20 protein-coding genes are annotated in these 16,453 nt (G+C 63.4%); 4 read left to right on the top strand and 16 right to left on the bottom strand.

The annotated features are described in order from the left end of the window. The 3 genes from kdpA to TQ38_RS02050 all read right to left on the bottom strand — a co-directional run bounded on the left by kdpA (position 1) and on the right by TQ38_RS02050 (position 2,214). On the bottom strand, positions 1–1,704 hold the full coding sequence (kdpA, locus tag TQ38_RS02040; RefSeq protein WP_043973686.1) for a potassium-transporting ATPase subunit KdpA: 1,704 nt from the start codon (positions 1,702–1,704) through the stop codon (positions 1–3). Between the two features lie 13 nt (positions 1,705–1,717). Beyond that, complete coding sequence (kdpF, locus tag TQ38_RS02045) at positions 1,718–1,819, bottom strand: K(+)-transporting ATPase subunit F (protein WP_043973685.1); 102 nt, start codon at positions 1,817–1,819, stop codon at positions 1,718–1,720. Positions 1,820–1,902: 83 nt separating this feature from the next. Beyond that, positions 1,903–2,214 carry a hypothetical protein gene (locus TQ38_RS02050; protein ID WP_043973684.1) on the bottom strand — a complete coding sequence of 104 codons (312 nt, stop codon included), beginning with the start codon at positions 2,212–2,214 and terminating at the stop codon, positions 1,903–1,905. 141 nt (positions 2,215–2,355) lie between these two features. Between TQ38_RS02050 and TQ38_RS02055 the strand changes: the two genes are divergently transcribed. Beyond that, positions 2,356–4,278: a potassium transporter Kup gene (locus TQ38_RS02055; RefSeq protein WP_082057631.1), complete on the top strand. Its 1,923-nt coding sequence runs from the start codon at positions 2,356–2,358 to the stop codon at positions 4,276–4,278. A gap of 7 nt (positions 4,279–4,285) precedes the next feature. On the opposite strand, the gene TQ38_RS02060 is transcribed toward TQ38_RS02055, so the two are convergent. The 11 genes from TQ38_RS02060 to TQ38_RS02115 all read right to left on the bottom strand — a co-directional run bounded on the left by TQ38_RS02060 (position 4,286) and on the right by TQ38_RS02115 (position 13,196). After that, on the bottom strand, positions 4,286–6,076 hold the full coding sequence (locus TQ38_RS02060) for an SLC13 family permease (protein ID WP_043973682.1): 1,791 nt from the start codon (positions 6,074–6,076) through the stop codon (positions 4,286–4,288). Between the two features lie 222 nt (positions 6,077–6,298). Beyond that, entirely contained in the window at positions 6,299–7,375 is a 1,077-nt protein-coding gene (locus TQ38_RS02065; RefSeq protein ID WP_043973681.1) for a site-specific integrase, read from the bottom strand. Between the two features lie 4 nt (positions 7,376–7,379). Beyond that, entirely contained in the window at positions 7,380–7,658 is a 279-nt protein-coding gene (locus TQ38_RS31420; RefSeq protein ID WP_082057605.1) for a helix-turn-helix domain-containing protein, read from the bottom strand. Then, a complete protein-coding gene (locus TQ38_RS02075; protein ID WP_043973678.1) occupies positions 7,655–7,933 on the bottom strand; it encodes a hypothetical protein in 279 nt (92 codons plus the stop codon). The genes TQ38_RS31420 and TQ38_RS02075 overlap by 4 nt, the downstream gene beginning before the upstream one ends. A gap of 196 nt (positions 7,934–8,129) precedes the next feature. After that, entirely contained in the window at positions 8,130–8,372 is a 243-nt protein-coding gene (locus tag TQ38_RS02085; RefSeq protein WP_043973674.1) for a DUF2312 domain-containing protein, read from the bottom strand. A gap of 14 nt (positions 8,373–8,386) precedes the next feature. Beyond that, complete coding sequence (locus tag TQ38_RS02090; protein WP_043973672.1) at positions 8,387–8,887, bottom strand: hypothetical protein; 501 nt, start codon at positions 8,885–8,887, stop codon at positions 8,387–8,389. A gap of 17 nt (positions 8,888–8,904) precedes the next feature. After that, the gene (locus tag TQ38_RS02095; RefSeq protein WP_052505632.1) at positions 8,905–11,634 is read right to left on the bottom strand and encodes a toprim domain-containing protein; all 2,730 of its coding nucleotides are present in this window, start codon (positions 11,632–11,634) and stop codon (positions 8,905–8,907) included. A gap of 3 nt (positions 11,635–11,637) precedes the next feature. Then, the gene (locus TQ38_RS02100; RefSeq protein ID WP_043974481.1) at positions 11,638–11,817 is read right to left on the bottom strand and encodes a hypothetical protein; all 180 of its coding nucleotides are present in this window, start codon (positions 11,815–11,817) and stop codon (positions 11,638–11,640) included. Positions 11,818–12,118: 301 nt separating this feature from the next. Then, a complete protein-coding gene (locus TQ38_RS02105; RefSeq protein WP_043973669.1) occupies positions 12,119–12,424 on the bottom strand; it encodes an ogr/Delta-like zinc finger family protein in 306 nt (101 codons plus the stop codon). After that, positions 12,424–12,915 carry a hypothetical protein gene (locus TQ38_RS02110; RefSeq protein ID WP_043973667.1) on the bottom strand — a complete coding sequence of 164 codons (492 nt, stop codon included), beginning with the start codon at positions 12,913–12,915 and terminating at the stop codon, positions 12,424–12,426. The genes TQ38_RS02105 and TQ38_RS02110 overlap by 1 nt, the downstream gene beginning before the upstream one ends. Further along, a complete protein-coding gene (locus tag TQ38_RS02115) occupies positions 12,912–13,196 on the bottom strand; it encodes a carph-isopro domain-containing protein (protein ID WP_043973665.1) in 285 nt (94 codons plus the stop codon). The genes TQ38_RS02110 and TQ38_RS02115 overlap by 4 nt, the downstream gene beginning before the upstream one ends. A gap of 84 nt (positions 13,197–13,280) precedes the next feature. Here TQ38_RS02115 and TQ38_RS02120 point away from each other — a divergent pair, with 84 nt between their 5' ends. The 3 genes from TQ38_RS02120 to TQ38_RS02130 all read left to right on the top strand — a co-directional run bounded on the left by TQ38_RS02120 (position 13,281) and on the right by TQ38_RS02130 (position 14,988). After that, positions 13,281–13,817: a helix-turn-helix transcriptional regulator gene (locus TQ38_RS02120; RefSeq protein WP_162792183.1), complete on the top strand. Its 537-nt coding sequence runs from the start codon at positions 13,281–13,283 to the stop codon at positions 13,815–13,817. A gap of 222 nt (positions 13,818–14,039) precedes the next feature. Then, the gene (locus TQ38_RS02125) at positions 14,040–14,582 is read left to right on the top strand and encodes a DUF2939 domain-containing protein (protein WP_162792184.1); all 543 of its coding nucleotides are present in this window, start codon (positions 14,040–14,042) and stop codon (positions 14,580–14,582) included. Between the two features lie 37 nt (positions 14,583–14,619). After that, the gene (locus TQ38_RS02130) at positions 14,620–14,988 is read left to right on the top strand and encodes a DUF6232 family protein (RefSeq protein WP_043973664.1); all 369 of its coding nucleotides are present in this window, start codon (positions 14,620–14,622) and stop codon (positions 14,986–14,988) included. A gap of 36 nt (positions 14,989–15,024) precedes the next feature. On the opposite strand, the gene TQ38_RS02135 is transcribed toward TQ38_RS02130, so the two are convergent. Both TQ38_RS02135 and TQ38_RS02140 read right to left on the bottom strand, forming a co-directional pair. Continuing rightward, positions 15,025–16,038 (bottom strand): contractile injection system protein, VgrG/Pvc8 family, encoded by a 1,014-nt coding sequence (locus tag TQ38_RS02135; protein WP_043973662.1) that lies wholly within the window; start codon positions 16,036–16,038, stop codon positions 15,025–15,027. Beyond that, a complete protein-coding gene (locus TQ38_RS02140; RefSeq protein ID WP_043973660.1) occupies positions 16,035–16,448 on the bottom strand; it encodes a phage tail protein in 414 nt (137 codons plus the stop codon). The genes TQ38_RS02135 and TQ38_RS02140 overlap by 4 nt, the downstream gene beginning before the upstream one ends. Positions 16,449–16,453 lie beyond the last annotated feature (5 nt).

Consider the following 16,453-nt stretch of genomic DNA (forward strand, 5'->3'; position numbering starts at 1 on the left):
TCAGGACAGCTGGCCGGCCATCATCGCGATGTGATCGGCGATGGGGCCAAGGGCGAGGCTGGGCAGGAACGTGAGGCCGCCAAGGATCAGGATCACCCCGATCAGCAGGCCGATCCACAAGGCGCCGGTGGTCGGGAAAGACCCTGAGGTGGCGGGCGTGTGGCGCTTGGCGGCCAAGCTGCCGGCGATGGCCAGCACGGGTACGATCACGAAGAACCGCCCGATCCACATCGCCACTCCAAGCAGTCCGTTGTAGAACGGCGTGCCCGCCGAAAGCCCGGCAAAGGCCGACCCGTTGTTGCCCGCGCCGGATGCGAAGGCGTAGAGAATCTCGGTAAAGCCGTGCGGGCCCTTGTTGAGCGGGCCGGCAAGGCCAGCGGGCAGGACGGCGCTCAGCGCGGTGAGGCCAAGGATGCACATTGGCAGCACCGCGATGGCGAGAACGGCCAGCTTGACCTCGCGCGCCTCGATCTTCTTGCCGACGTATTCGGGGGTGCGCCCCACCATCAGCCCGGCGACGAAGACCGCCAGCAGCGCGAAGATCAGGAAGCCATAGATACCCGCGCCTACGCCGCCGACGACCACTTCGCCCAGTTGCATGTTGATGAGCGGAACCATGCCGCCCAGCGCCGTGAAGCTGTCATGCATGGCATTGACCGCGCCGCACGAGGCTGCCGTCGTCACCACCGAGAACAGGGCGCTGCCGGCGATGCCAAAGCGGACTTCCTTGCCCTCCATGTTGCCGCCGGGTGCGCCAAGCTGGTGCAGCACCGGATTGCCCGCCGCTTCCTGCCAATAGGCGACGGCGGTGCCGACAAGGAACAGCGCCATCATCGCGACCAGGATCGCCCAGCCCTGCCGGGTGTTGCCTACCGCCTTGCCGAAGCACCAGGTCATCCCTGCGCCCAGCGCGAAGATCGACAGCATCTGCACCAGGTTGGTAAGCGCGGTGGGGTTCTCGAAAGGGTGGGCGGAGTTGGCGTTGAAGAAGCCGCCGCCATTGGTGCCCAGCATCTTGATCGCCTCCTGCGAGGCGACCGGGCCGAGCGCGATGGCCTGCCTGGTGCCTTCCAGCGTGGTCGTATCGACCATGGCGGAAAGCGTCTGCGGGACGCCGCTGGCGATCAGGAACAGCGCGTAGACGATGCAGGCGGGCAGCAGCAGGTACAGGGTGACGCGGGTGCAGTCCGCCCAGAAATTGCCGACGGTCTTCGCCTCGCGCCGGGCGAAACCGCGGAACAGCGCGAAAGCCACGGCAATACCGGTCGCCGCCGAGAGGAAGTTGTGGATCGTCAGCCCCAGCATCTGGGACAGGTTGGAAAGCGCCACCTCGCCCGAATACCACTGCCAGTTGGTGTTGGTGGTGAAGCTGACGGCGATGTTGAAGGCGCCGTCGGCGCCGATCCCGGCAACCCCGCGCGGGTTCATCGGCAATATGCCCTGAAGGCGCAGCACCGCATATGTGAACGCCAGCAGGGCCAGCTGAAACACCAGCATGTGCAGGGCATAGCGCAGCCAGTGCTGCTCTTCGCCCGGGTCAATGCCGCCGAGCCGGTAGAAGCCGCGCTCCACCGGCGCAAGGACGCGGTGCAGCGGCGTGGTGCGCCCTTCGTAAAGCGCGAAAAGCCAGGCCCCCATGGGCTTGGCAAGCGCCGCGACAAGCGCGGTGAACAGGAGGATGAGGCTCCAGCCCTGAATGGTCATGGCCTTGGTTTTCCTAGAACTTCTCTGGCCGCAGCAGCGCGGCGAGGAGATAGACGAGCAGGCCAAGCGCGGTCGCTCCGGCGAGGATCAGGGCCAAATCTGAGGGATGCGTCATCGCTCAGGCCCTTTCGCAGAGGCGCGCAAAGGCGAGGGTGAGTGCGAACAGGCCGGCGAGCGCCGCCAGCCAGATGAGATCGGTCATGAGCGGGAACCTCTCGTATGGGTAAACCAGTCCGTCAGCGGCACGTCGCGCAGCAGCCCCGGGCCCTCGATGCCCAGCATCAGCCCGGCGCAAAGGAGCACCACCACGCCCGCGCACACGGCAAGATCGGCCGCGCTTGCGGGATGCGGAGCGGGCTGCATCGCCATGCGCTGCGCGGTGATCGCCAGCCGCCAGCACCCGGCGAGCAGGGCGAGGCCGAGCGCGCGCAGGACAATCTCGGCGGGCCACCAGCGCTCACCCCGCCGCAGCGAGGCGAGCTTTGAGCGGAGGAAGGGGGACTTGTGCATGGCCGGGAATCCGTCGACTTGCGGGACGGATGCTCAAGTGGACCTTCAGGGCGTTAAGGTTCCACGGGGAATGCGGCCTTCGCCCATAAAGAAACCGTAAAGTTCGTGGCGCTCCGGCGTGCAGGCCCGTATTTCGGTTTCATGAGCGAATCTGCCACGGACCTTGCCGCACTCGCGCATGGTCAGAGCCACGAGAACGAAGGCCATCAGCGTGAAGGTCTGCCCGCCATGGCGCTGGGCGCCATCGGCGTGGTGTTCGGCGATATCGGCACCTCACCGCTCTATGCGATGAAGGAGAGCTTTGTGGGCCACCATCCGCTGGTGGTGGACAAGCCGCATATCTTCGGCGTCCTGTCGCTGATCTTCTGGACGATGATGGTGATCGTCACGATCAAGTACGTCTTCATCATCCTGCGCGCCGACAACAAGGGAGAGGGCGGCAGCCTGGCATTGCTGGCGCTGATCCGGCGGGAACTGGGCGAGAACCGCCTGACACCGCTGATCGCCGGCCTGGGCGTGGTGGCGACGGCGCTGTTTTACGGCGATGCGATCATCACCCCGGCCATCTCAGTACTGTCTGCGGTAGAGGGGCTGACGGTGGTGAACCCGGCCTTCGCCGGCTGGGTGCTGCCTATCTCCACCGGCATTCTCATCGGCCTGTTCGCGATCCAGTCGCGCGGGACGGCGGCGATGGGCAAGCTGTTCGGCCCGGTGATGATCGTCTACTTCGCCGTCCTCGCGGTGCTGGGCGTAAACGGCATCCTTGCGCACCCCGGCATCCTTGCCGCGCTGAACCCGGTTCATGCGGTGGAATTTTTCCTGATCGACCCCAAGTTGGCCTTCCTGGCGCTGGGCTCGGTGGTGCTGGCGGTGACGGGCGCAGAGGCGCTCTATGCCGACATGGGCCATTTCGGTCGCAAGGCGATCATGGTTTCGTGGCTCTATGTCGCGTTCCCGTGCCTCATGCTCAACTATCTTGGCCAGGCCGCGCTGCTGCTGGGCAGCCCCGAGGCGGCGTCCAACCCGTTCTTCCTGATGGCGCCGGAATGGGCGCGTCTGCCGCTTGTCGCGCTGGCGACGATGGCGACGATCATCGCCAGCCAGGCCGTGATCTCGGGCGCTTATTCGGTATCCCAGCAGGCGGTGCAGCTGGGCTTCCTGCCGCGCCTCAAGATCCTGCACACCAGCGCCCGTGCCGCCGGGCAGATCTACATCCCGCTGGTCAACTGGGGCCTGCTCGTCATGGTGCTGCTGCTGGTCTTCGGCTTTGGCAGTTCGAGCAGCCTTGCCGCCGCCTACGGTATCGCGGTGACCGGGACGATGGTCATCACCGCCTGCCTGCTGGGCGTCTTGACCTTCGCGGTGTGGAAGTGGAACCCCATCGTCTCGGTGCTGCTCACTACGGCGTTCCTGCTGGTGGACGGCCTGTATTTCGCCTCGAACGCCACCAAGATACCCGACGGCGGCTGGTTCCCCCTGCTGGTCGCCGCCGTGGTGTTCCTGCTGCTGACCACCTGGGCCACTGGCCGGCGCATCGTGCTGGCGCGCCTGCGCGAAGATTCGATCCCCTTCGACCTGTTCCTGAAATCCGTGGGAGAGCGGGTGCCCCGCGTGGCCGGCACCTCGGTGTTCCTGTCCTCCGCCGCAGAGGGAGTGCCGCACGCGCTGCTGCACAACCTCAAGCACAACCACATCCTGCACGAGCGGGTGGTGATCCTCACCGTCCAGACGCAGGAAGTCCCTCACGTTTCCGGGCCGAAACGATGCAGCGTCGAGGACATGGGGCAGGGTTTCTACCGCGTGGTCCTGCGCCACGGCTTCATGGACGAGATAGACGTTCCCGCCGAGCTTGCCGCCGAGCATCGTGCGGGCGGGCCGTTCCGGGACATGGACACCAGCTACTTCCTCTCACGCCAGACCCTGATCGCATCGAGCCGTCCGGGTATGGCGATCTGGCGCGAGAAGCTGTTCGCCTGGATGGTCCGCAACGCCCAGAGCGCGATGGAATTCTTCAAGCTGCCGACAAACCGCGTGATCGAACTGGGCAGTCAGCTGGAGATTTGAGGGCGCTTCAATGCACCGGCCAGAAGTGCATGATCAGCGGTGTGCCCAGCACCAGCACCAGCAGCGATAGCGGCGCTCCCAGCCTGGCGTAGTCGCCGAAGCGGTAGCCGCCCGGCCCCATCACCAGCGTATTGCACTGGTGCCCGATCGGGGTGAGGAAATCGCAGCCCGCCCCGATCGCCGTCGCCATCAGGAAAGCATCCGGCCGGTAGCCCAGATCGCCCGCGAACACGGCAGAGATCGGTGCCATCACCAGCACCGTCGCGGCATTGTTGAGGAACGGCGTCACCGCCATCGATGCGGCCAGCACCAGCGCCACCGCGCCCCAGGGCGGCAGGTCTGTCGCCAGCGCGGCAAGCTGCGTCGCCAGCACGTCCGAAGCGCCGGTCGATTGCAGCGCGCCGCTGACCGGGATCAGCGCGCCCAGCATGATAAGGATCGGCCATTCCACCGCCTCGTAGGCATCGTCCACCGGCAGCGCGCCGGTGATGATGACCAGACCCGCACCTGTGAAGAACGCTGCCGCCACCGGGATCACCCCGGTCGCCGTGGCCAGCATCGCGGCGGCGAGGATCGCTACCGCCAGCCACCCCTTGCGGGTCATGCCAAGGCTGATCGGGCGCGCTGCCAGAGGAAGAACGCCCAGTTGCCGCAGCCGTCCGGGCATGGCCGAGAGAGTGCCCTGCAGCACGATCACGTCACCCGGCTGCATCACGATGCTGGCGGGCTTGTTGCGCAGGCTCTCCCCCTCCCGCGATATCGCGACGAGCCGCAGGCCCAGCCGGTCGCGCAGCATCAGCCGCGCCGCTGAACTGCCCGCCAGCGCCGAGCGCGCGGTGACCACGCCCTCGATCACGCCCACGTCGTCGCGGGCGCGGGCGTGCTGTTCGTCCTCGTCCTCCTCATCCTCGCCGTGCCCGCTAGGGTCGAGCTGCGAGGCGGCGACGGCGCGTTCCAGCGCATCGGGATCGCCGGCGAGGATCAGCACGTCGTCGGCATCTATGACGAGATCGGGCCGCACTTCGCCGGCCAGGCCGTGGCGCAGCACGGCGGTCACGTCGATTTCTCCGTCGTGTTCCTTCATGAACGAAGCGACGGTATCGCCCACTACGGGCGACTGCTCACGCACCCGCGCTTCGATGGTGTAGTCCGAAATGTTGAGCGCCTCGCCCATGGTTGCTGCCGCGCGCCGGTCGGCGGGAAGCAGCCAGTAGAACAGGCGCAGGAAGATCAGGCCGATCACCAGCAGGCCAAGGCCGGTGGGCAGGTAGTCGAACATGGTGAAAGGTTCGCCGATCATCTGTTCGCGCACGCGGCTGACGATGATGTTGGGCGACGTGCCGACCAGTGTGGTCAGCCCGCCCAGCAGCGCCGCGAAAGACATCGGCATGAGGAAGCGCGAGGGGTTGGTCCCGCTCTTGCGCCCCAGTTGCCCGGCGGCAGGCATCAGCATCGCCAGCGCCCCGATGTTCTTGATGAGGCCCGAGGCCACCCCGACCGAGGCCGTCAGCACCAGCAACTGCGATCCGGTACGCTTCAGGTATTGCCCCGCCCAGGCCACCGCCTTTTCCACCAGCCCCGAACGCTGCACCGCCGCCGAAAGCACCAGCGCAGAGGCGACGATGATGACGATATCGTCGGAAAAACCCAGGAATGCGTTCTCCGGCGTAACCAGACCCAGCGCCATGGCGACCAGCAGGGCGATCACGGCGGTTACGTCATACCGGAATCGGCCCCAGATGAAGAGCACCATCATGCCCGCCAGAACAGCGATCGACAGCCATTGTTGAAAATTCATCAAGCCTCGGAAGACGGGGGAAAATGCAGCGTAACTAACGGGAAATGCACGGCGAGCTACGCAGTGCCGGGCACTGTGTAATAACATGCGTGCCTTGGGGCATTGACGGGAGCGCGAAAACGCAGCAATAGCGCCGCCATAGCGCAAGCGGGCGGTTAGCTCAGTTGGTAGAGCATCTCGTTTACACGGCGACCGTCAAACGGGCTGTGATCCGCACAAATCCTAAGCTTTTTTCTTAGCCTGTTCCTGCTGGTCGGGACTATGTCGGGACTCGCTTGCTTCGAGTGCGTTTCTGACATCGTCGTCCAAGACGTGCGCGTAGCGCAGCGTGGTCTCGATGCGCTTGTGCTTCAAAGCCTCCTTCGCGGCCGCCAGTGAGCCGGTTGCGCGTACGATGCGGGTGCCGCGCGTGTGTCGAAGGTCATGGATGCGGAAGTTTTCGACACCGGCGGCCGTGCGGGCCTGAGCGAAAGGCTTGCGTAACGCGGTCGGGGTCAGCGGGTATCGCTTGCCTTTGCGGCGCGCGCCTCGGCTTTTCTGGCAAACATAGGTGAAGACGAACGGCACGACGTCGTCGTTCTCGTCCTTGCACTGCGGTTGCCGCGCTATGATCTCGACCAAGGCGGTGGTCAGCGGGCGGGTGACGATGTCGCCCCCCTTGATCCGCGTTACGGCGACCTTGCGGGGAATGTTCACGTCGGCCCAGCAGAGACCCAATACCTCGCCGCGCCGCCAGCCGGATTTCAGCAGGAAGTCGACGGCATCGATGACGTCGTTGCGCATCGCGAGCAGGAGCTTGTCCTCTTCGAGAACTTGCAGTTCGCGCGGGGGCGAAGCGGGAACCTTGAGCCTCAGCTGCTTCCAGTCCGGCATTTCGCCGATGTCATATTTTGTGCCCTGGGCACGGCGCCACAGGGCGCGGGTGTTCTCGATCTCGCGGTTGATCGATGCGCTCGACCGCCCGTCGCGACGGCGCGCAAAGAATATCTGCAACTCGCGTTGAGAGATTTCCGAAAGGAGCTTGTTGCCGCCCAAGCCACCAATAAGTTCCGCAATCAGGTACTTGATGGTGGGCCAGCTGGGTAGAAGTTCGGCATGGTCCTGGTACAGGCTTGCCGCCTGATCGAGCGTGATCGGGGGGCGTTGCAGATCAGGGTTAGCGGCGCGATGGCGCTCCCGGCGCTCGAACGTCTCGGCGGCGCGCTTAGTGTCGCAGCCGGTGGACCCATAGAACCGCCGGCCACGAAACTGGAAATCGTAATGATAGTGAGGTTTGCCCTTGGGCTTGTAGACCGTCACGCGATCACCGGCGTCGATTGCGCTCCGTGAACGGCACAATTTCGCCACCCTTGCGAGAGGGTACCGAGATCCGACGCGTGGGCTCCTTTAGAGGACAATTCGGCTGAACCTGACGTAAACGTTCAATGTATGATTCTAGATCCGCCAATGTGTAGCGGATGGAGCGCCCGATTAACACGTAGTGCAGAAGGCCCGAGTTTCGAGCCTTCCTAAGCGTGCGAGTGCATACCTGCAGGCGCAAAGCCGCTTCGGCCTCAGTAAGGAGGAGAGGATCCAAATTCACGGCCCGACCTTATGATCACACGGGTCCTGCGCAAACCCTGCGTGATCGAGGTATCCCGTATCGTCGCACCGCTTGCATCCCAACAACCGTGTCCGGTTGCGAGCGCGCACGTCGCGCTGGCGGTGGGCGCGCTGGCTGATGCGTGCCGTGATTTGGGTGAAGTAGCGCGGCTTGATCAGCTTGTGCGCGTAGAGTGCTTCTGCGCACAGGCGCATACGCTCTTCCACTGTCTGATCGCTCCAGTCGTTGGCGAGTTCGAGGTAGAGGAACCTCATCGGTTGTCCCCTTTCGCGCCTGAGAGGGCGAGGACGATGATGAATGGGATCGCGATCATAGCGGCGATGACGAATGCGGCCCGTGCCGCAATCTTGATCGCGCGACGTGCGCGAGTGTCGTGGCACGTCGGCGGGACGCAGCTGATGCAGCTGCACTGGAGGGCGTGGACGGTGTCAGAGGGTTGGCGGCGCATGGTTAGTCGAGCCCCAGCGCGTTTTTGTAGGTGTCCACGATCATGTCCATTTCGCGCCGGTCGTCAGGCTGCATGCGGCGTAGCTTCACGATCACCTTCATGACCTTGACGTCGTAGCCAACGGCTTTTGCCTCGGCATAGACATCGCTGATGTCTTGGCTGATTCCCTTCTTATCCTCTTCCAAGCGCTCGACGCGTTCGATTAGCAGGCGGAGGCGGTCTTCGGTGGAATTCGTGTCAGACATGGGATTTCCTTAGGTCAGGCGGCGCGCTGGCTGGCGCGGTGGTTGTCGGAATGGGGCTGGGTATTCGCGAGCCGGGGCTTGAACCTCGCCTGCTTGGTCTGCTCGCAGAGGGTGCAGATTTCCGGATCGGCGGCGGACCACGTGCAATCGAAGCCCTCGTTATCGATCTGGGTCGACCACTCGTCCCACCCGCATGCGAGGCAGAGGCGCGGGTGGCTTTCCGGCAAGGTGTCGCAAAGCTGGCGGTAGACGGTCATGTTCAAGCGGTAGGACCGCGACATGTCCCACAGGCGCTTCACCCGAAAGCCCACCTCCTCGATCTGGCGCATGTTGCGTTCGACGTCGGCCCGATGCTCGGGCCGGTGCCAGAAAGGGCGAGAGGCCTGTTCGATAGACAGGCCGGCGGCGAGGCGGCGCATCCGAATGTAGTCCCAGGGCATCACGATCGGGGATACGGGCGCCGGGGTGGCGTTGGGATCGTCCAGCATGGACAGCAGCGAGGGAACGGTACGCATGGTTCGTCCTTTCGATTTCAGAATTTGCGCTCGCCGGCTGCGCGACTGGTGTCCTTGAAGACCCAGCACCGCACGGCGCCGACGTTGTCGTTGCGGGAGTTGACGGCACAGACTTCGATGAACCGGCGGTTTTTCGAGGTTTTCAGCGCGCGGATGAGTTCGGCGTGAGTGGGCAGAGCTAGGCGCTTGTCAGCGCAGCGGGCTTCCATCTCGTTCAGGCGGACGGCGATCAGCCCTTCGTCGTGGCGGCGATGGTGGTTGATGTGGCCGGAGAGCGCTGCAGCGTCCTCGTTCTCCTCGAGGTAACCGAACCGTTCCCAGAACAGGCTGACGACAGGGTCTTCGCTGTTGATGGCCGTCTGCCGCGTCGTGGCCATTTCGACGATGTAGCGGGCGGTGGCGGCCTGCTGGTCATCGCTGAGGGGGACGATTGTGCGGATGGCATCGAGGAAGGCGAGCAGCTGGCCGTGCGTCTTGGCCAGGCGGTTGGTGCGGATGGCGGGCAGTGCGAGCAGTTCCGCTTCGTATTGCGCGAAGGCCTGCCGGAACCGCCCCATCACTTCGGTTTCGCGCTTCGTTGCGTGGACGATGAAGCCGGACAGCTTCTCGATCGGCCATTGCTCCATGCGCTCTGCCGAGATCTTGGTGTCAGCCGACCAGCCCGACATGTCGAAGCCCAGCGACATGATACGTTCGAGCACCGCGCGCGAAGCGTTCACCGGCTCGTTCTGCTCGATGATGATTGCGCCCCGGAAAGGCGGCTCGAACGTCTCCATTCCCCCGTTCTTCACGCCGCGCGAGCGCACCGATCGGCCGTTGTAGGCCGTTTTCAATTCCTCCCACTCGAACCGTTTAGAATGACTGGCCTCTTCGCGCCGATCACCCTCGATCAGTACGACAGGCAGGTTGCCGACCTTGCCGAGGTTGCGCGCCATCGCGGCCGGGGTAGCCTTGGCCGGGTCGAAACCTTCATAATTTTCGCGGCCGAGCAGCTTCCAGAGGAACTCGACCAGCGTGGTCTTACCCGTGCCGGGCAGGCCGTGCATCTCGAGGAAGGGGAAGCTTTTCATCTCGCCCCGCACCTGTTCCGCGAACAGAGAGGCGAAGTAGAATGTCAGGCAGACGATGCCCTTGGCGCCGTAGGCCGTCCACAGATCGGGAAGCCAGCTGACGTCGAGGTTGTCGGCATGGTAATCGATGTCGAGCAGCTTCTCCGACGTGCCCAGCTTGAGGGCTTTCTTGCCGATCTGGAAGAACTCGTTCTCGTTCGGCTTGTAGACGCGGCCGCCGGCGACGGCGATCGGGCCGAAGATGTAGGCTTGTGAATCCCGGCAGTAGCCGGTGAAGCCGAGCGGGCGCACGTCGGGCAAATCGGGTGTCTGGTGCTGCAGAATGCGCGTCAGCTGGTGAGCATTGCCGGTCCATACGCCGCCAAACGCGAACAGGCGGTCCTCGAAGTTCGAGGCCTTGCGCAGCTGGGCAGCGGTGAAATCGCCCTTTGCCGAGGGTCGTTTGCCGCTGGGGTAGGTTATGTTGAGGAAGAACTTGGTTTCGTCGGTCGCTTCGTCACGCTGGCGGTACAGGACGCGGAACGCGCAGTTGGCGATCTCCTCGACGGACAGGGCCTCGCGCGAAGCTTCCTCGCGGATTTTCGCTTCCTCGTCCTTGTCGATCTCTTTCAATTCGCGGGTGCGGCCCCGGCGGTATTCGTCGATCTTCTCGCCTACTATCGAGATGTCGATCGAGGCCCAGTATGTGCGGCTGCCGAAAGTGAAGTGGAAGCTGTTCCAGCGGTGCTTGTCCCATATCAGGAAGGCTTTTTCCTGCGCCGTGGCGGCGAGGAGCACCCGGCCGTGCCACAAGTATTCCGTCCGGTCGGTTTCCCCCAGGCGCTCGAAAACGAGCAGATCGTTCCAATCGAGTTCCTTGCCGGCCTCGTCCTCGCCCATCGGCTGCGCAGCCGTCGCGTCCCAGCCCTCCTTGCGGGCGGCTGCGACGAAATCACGCGATGCCTTGGTGCCGGCGGCGCCAACATCGAAGGCGAACACCAGCTTGGGGCGGCGTAGCGGGAAATCCGAAGCCGCGATGTGCGCGCGCAACTGCTTGAGAAACAGAGCCGGGTAGTTGTTGCTCGACATGGTCGAGGCGGCGCGTTGGCCAGCCTGCTCCAGCGCCCACGCATTGAAGATGCCTTCGGCAAACCAGATGCTGGCGGCGTTGGCCATATCCTCGATCGATACATCGGGACGCTGCCAGGCCTGCCCCTTGTAGGACTTGCCGTAGGCGAAACGGGCCTTGCGATCGAAGCGGCCGGGTTGGTCGATCAGGCGTTCCCACCAACTGCCGCCGGGCAGCGGGAAGCGGACAGTGGCCGAACCGATTTTGCGGGCGTCGTCGTGGAAATACTCCTGCGTGTAGGCATCTCGCATGCCGAGCAGGTTCAGGCGCCGGGCATCGCTCAGGTATGCGTCGGCGGCCGCCGTGGGGTTCTCGGGCGTTTTCTTGAAGCGGTTCGACCATGTATCGAAAATCTCGGGATACAGATCGCGGACAGACCCCATCCACCCGCACTTGTTGGTGCGGCCGCACTTGAGCACCCACGGGTTCTTGCCGTGCGCGAACACGGAATGATCGCTGCACTCGGGGCATTTGCCCCCTTGGAGGTATTCGCCTCCCTCCTTCTTCCATTTGAAGTCGCCCTTGAGCAGCGGCATCAAGGCGCGGCAGATATCTTCCCGCATGTCCATGCGTCAGGCTCCGATCTGCAGGAGGCGAGTTGCTGCGGCCCGGGCCTGGTCGGCACCATGCTGCCAAAAGATGTGGCGCTTCGACGTAGGGCCGTAGGGGTTTGCGGCGGCGCGGCCGGCGCCAAACGTCTCGGCGATCACGGCATCGCGGCTTTCGCGCACGATTTCACGGGAGCGGATCATGCCGGCGACATCCACCAGACCAGCGCGCAAACCTCGATCATCGTGGGCGTCATCAAGGCGAGGCGCAGCAAGTCGCGACGCACCTCTGTTGGGGCTTCACGCCAAAGCGCCTGCCATGCGGCGAATAGAGTAGGTCTTGAGGCTGGCCGCCGGCGGGGCTGATGGAGCCCGGCGCTGAACTGGCTATGGTCAGGGAGGTGCATTGAAGGCTCCGGTGAGTAGGCAAAGCTGCGGCGTTCCCGGAAGCGAGCCGGGTTCGAAGGCATCAGGATCAGAAGGTCAGTTCGGCGCGGCCGTCAGTTCAGGTGACGGTCGCGCTTGATTCCGGTTCGTTTGGGGGACCATCATCGTTGGCTGCACGATCGTTCGCAGCGGCATGCCACTGGCTGAGCGGCAGCTTGTTGAGAGGCTGCGGGAAGCGTGTCGGCTTCACGGTTCGCATCGCGGTCATGCCCACCACGAATTCATGGCCGCAGGCATCGGGATTGCGGCAGTGGTAGTAGATTTCGCGGTAGAGCAAGCTGTTCTTGCCCACCGATCGAGCGAATGCGCGGCCCCCGCAGGCCGGGCAGTTGACGTGTGGCAGTTGGACCGGGCGCCCCGACATTACCGTATTTCCCCTGTAGCTTCGCGCCCGGCGCTATTGCCGGGCAGAAGGGCTTTGAGCCGGCCGAGGAGGCGCGGGAAAAGCGCGTCTGCTTCCTCGGTTTCGGCGATGGCGCGATAGATGGTGGCCGGAGATGCACCGGGCTGTAGCGCGGCGATGCAGTGACCGAAGGCGTCGCCAGTTTCGCGCGACGCCAGCGCAAGGTCTTCGGCCAGCGCTGTGCGGCAGGCGATCGGATCGACCATGGCGACGTCCAGTTGCAGGCCATAGCTGGCAAGGATTGGCGCATGGTCGCCGCCTGCTGCGATGTAGGCGGCATCGAGAGCCTTGGCCTGATCGAGTGTCGGCGTGCCGTGCCGGTCGCTTTCGCTCCAGTGACGAACGGTGCGCACAGACCGGCCGGTGACCGCTGCCGCTGCCTTCCATCCGATCTTCCCGCATACCGTGGTGATGGCGAGCGAAAACGAGAGCGGTGCGCGCGACTTGGTCATTGGGCACCTGTCGAGCGTTGCGCTTTACCCTGGCGATGGCAAACGACAGCCACCGGCATGGCTGCTACTTCAGGGACAGGGTGTCCAAGGGGGAAGACCATGTGTTCGGCGGTGAGAGGCATGCCCAAAGCGAGGCCTTTTTCCAGTACCTCTGCCTGCTTTTGCGCTGGGATGTGGCCCGCGCGCTTCCACGCCATGATCTTGCTCGGGCTTTCGTCGAGCGCACGAGCCATCGGGCGGATGCCGCCGAACAAGTCGAAGATTGAGATGAGCCGTTCCATAGACGGAGGTGTATTCAAATATTATACAACAGGCAAGCCATTTTGAGGACTGACTGTGTCTAAAATTTCAACACAGTCCCGCGCATGAAATCTGCAGCTGAAAAACTGAAGGAACTGCGTCTCTCTGCAGTGCCACCGATATCGATCCGCAAGATGGCTGAAGAGGTAGGAATCGGCTTTCCGAGGTATTCGTATTTCGAGGATCCGAAGCGCTACAAGAAACGTGAGCTGCCTATCGATGTAACCCGCCAGATTGCGGCGGTGCTCTCTTTGCGCGGCGTGGATCCCGCAGAGGTGATGCAATTGGCAGGACTGAACGAGACGGAAGCCGAGCCTGAAGCACGGGCAGTCGAGGCAGCACGTCCGGCTGTTCAGTATATTCCGCTTCAGGTCGCGCTACCTAGTGAAGCCGCGCTGCGTGAGATGTTCGCCAAACTGCTCGTTCTTGTGCCTGAAGGGGCGTCCAGGGACGAGACCGCAGAAATTCTTGCTCGATGGCTGCCATCTGGCTTTGCAGGGATCGGACCCTATCTGCCCGATCCGGGTGCGGCCGCGTCGCCTGCAACCGACGCTCCTCCTCGATCTGCCGCCACAGACGATCACGGATCGCCACAACCGTAGCGCAACCGACGCTGCATTCCGGGCAGGCGAACTCGCAGCCCGGCGTCAGTCGCATCACGTCCCCACTCAACTTTGCGCACCCCTAAGTGTTCCTGATTCGTTCTTGTTCTGGCTGGAACGGAACGTGTAGGAAAGAGGCAAAGTCTCTCTGTAAGAAAATACACGTAGACAGTGGGATAGGCAGGCGCTTAGCCCCGTGCAGAATTTCTGAACGGGGGTCAGGTGAAGAAAGCTGTTCTCGCTGCTGCGGCGGCGCTCATACTTGCAAGTGGTGGTTGGTATTGGTTGTCGCCTGGGCTGGCGATGAAGGGCCTCAAGGACGCCGCGCTCGCAGGCGACCGCGAAGAACTGAAAGATCGCGTCGATTTCCCGGCGATCCGTGAATCGCTGAAGTCCCAGATGCGTGCGATGATGGTCGCGGAAATGGCCAAGGAGAAGAACAACCCCTTCGGAGCGCTCGGCATGGCTTTTGCTGGCGCCATCATAGATCCCATGATCGACGGCATCGTTTCGCCAGAGGGCATCAAGGTGATGGTCGAGAGCGGGAAGATGAAGGATCCCGAAAAGCCGGCTGCCGTCCAGACAGAGGGCAGAGAGGCCGAATGGGAGATCGAACGTCGCGGCCTGGATCGGTTTATCGCTCGGCCCAAACTAAAACCGGGCGACAAAGCGCCGTCCCTGATCTTTAAGCGTGACGGTTTGGGCTGGGATTTGGTTGATGTGGAAGCACCGGCGGACCCTACACTGAGTAGCGCGGCATCATGATCGACGAGAAAAATAAGCAGGTCGGGGGATATTACTCATGATTTATCAGCAGGGGAAGGTATCCGTAGACCAGCACTTTGCGCGCTTCGGATCCAAAAGTTATGCGATCGATAAGATCAATTCTGTTGACGTACGTATTGATAAGAAAAATTCCAATGTTTGGATGTTATTCGCAATCTGCGCGCTGATGGCATTAACTATCGGATTTAAATCAATCGGTGGATGGGCCGTTATATTGGTTTTCTCCGTAATTGCGTTCCTGACCTATCGTAATCAGCCCGCGCCGGTTTACCATTTGATGTTGGCAACTTCTTCTGGCGAAATTCAGGCAACCTCAGCCGGAGACCGCGATGCGATTGCGGATCTGCGCAACGCGATCGAAAGCGCAATGACCCAAAAGGTTTGACACGATCCGACGTGATCTCCGGCCCCGGATTCTAAATCACGTCGGGGCAGTTTCCATCTTGATGTCGGTGGTGAACCCGCCAGCCTTGTCGAGGCGATGGGACACTTCGGAAATGAGCCAGGTGGCGGCGTCGATTACGTCCTTGTAGCCTGATGTGGTGACGCGCGCTTCGGGATAGGCATCGGCCCGGCCAAGCGCCAGCGTCAAATCCAATGTGGCGGGCGCCCGCTTCAGGCGGGCGCTCTCGGCGGTGGCGGCGCGCTTGGCCGACGCCTCGTCGGGATAGACTTTGCGCAATTTCTTTGCTCCGTCCGCCTTCCCAACCGTCGTAGTCTTGCGCCTAGCCGCCTTCTTGTCGTGCCAACTGGCGGACACGCCTTCCTGCCCATCGCGCTTCTGGCGTTGCCACCGATGACCGTCGCCATCTCGGCGATGGAGCGTCAGCCTGGGCAGCGCCGTGCCGTCACTGGTCTGTCCGGCGCCCTTCGGCGCGAATATCAGATGCTTGTCCTTGACGGTGGCGACCGCATCGTTTTCCCGCCCTAGGCGGCGCAGGAAGGCGATATCGCTTTCGCGGCTCTGTGTGACTGCCGGGAGCGCCATCGACGCCAAAGCGGGCGCGATACGCGCCGTCAGGCCATTGCGCCCGGCAACATCGCGCAGAACCGCGCCCAGCGTCGTGTCCTTCCAGCTGTGCGCCCGGCGATTGCGGATTTCGCTGGTGAAGTCGGCGGCGCGCGCCTTGATGGTGATCTGATCGGGCGGGCCGCTGTGCGACACGTCGTCCACCTTGAAGCTGCCCTTGTTGATGAGGCCCGCCGTCACGTCGCGCCCCTGCTTCCAGCCCAGCTGCACCTGCAGCACCGCGCCCTCTTTCGGGATGGCCAGCATGCCGTCCGCATCGCTCAGAACGATGTCCAGCTGGTCAGCCTCGTCGCCGCGCTTCTCCGACAGCGTGAGGGAGATCAGGCGCGGGCGAATGCGATCCGACAGGTCGGTGCCATCAAGCAGTACGCGCCAGTCGGCAATGTTGTTGATCGGCCCGGTCATGCGCTGGCCTGCGCGCTGGCGGTGGAGGCTGGATTATCGACGCCCAGGAGGTCAATGCCGAAGTCGATGCGGCGCGGGGTGCCATCGGACATCAGCGCGACGTGGCGTTCGTCGATCGAGACGATGACGAAATTGCCGTAGACGATGCCCCTGCCATCGACCAGCGGTAGCGCCTCGCCAGTGTCGGCCAGCGCCCGCAGATCGTCGAGCGAGACGAGCCCATTGGACAGTTCGGTGTAGACTGCGCCGGAAAGGCTGATGGTTTCGTCGCCGGGACCGACGAACTGCGTGGCATCGCGCGCGCCGACACGGCCCGACCGCGCGTGGAGCCAGTTCATCCGGCGCTGCATCTCCTCGTAAGGAAGGGTGCCGATCTCGAACAGGAACATGCCCAGGGCCACGAGGTGCATCGTCG

It is taken from the genome of Novosphingobium sp. P6W, assembly GCF_000876675.2.
In the GTDB taxonomy this organism is placed as follows: domain Bacteria; phylum Pseudomonadota; class Alphaproteobacteria; order Sphingomonadales; family Sphingomonadaceae; genus Novosphingobium.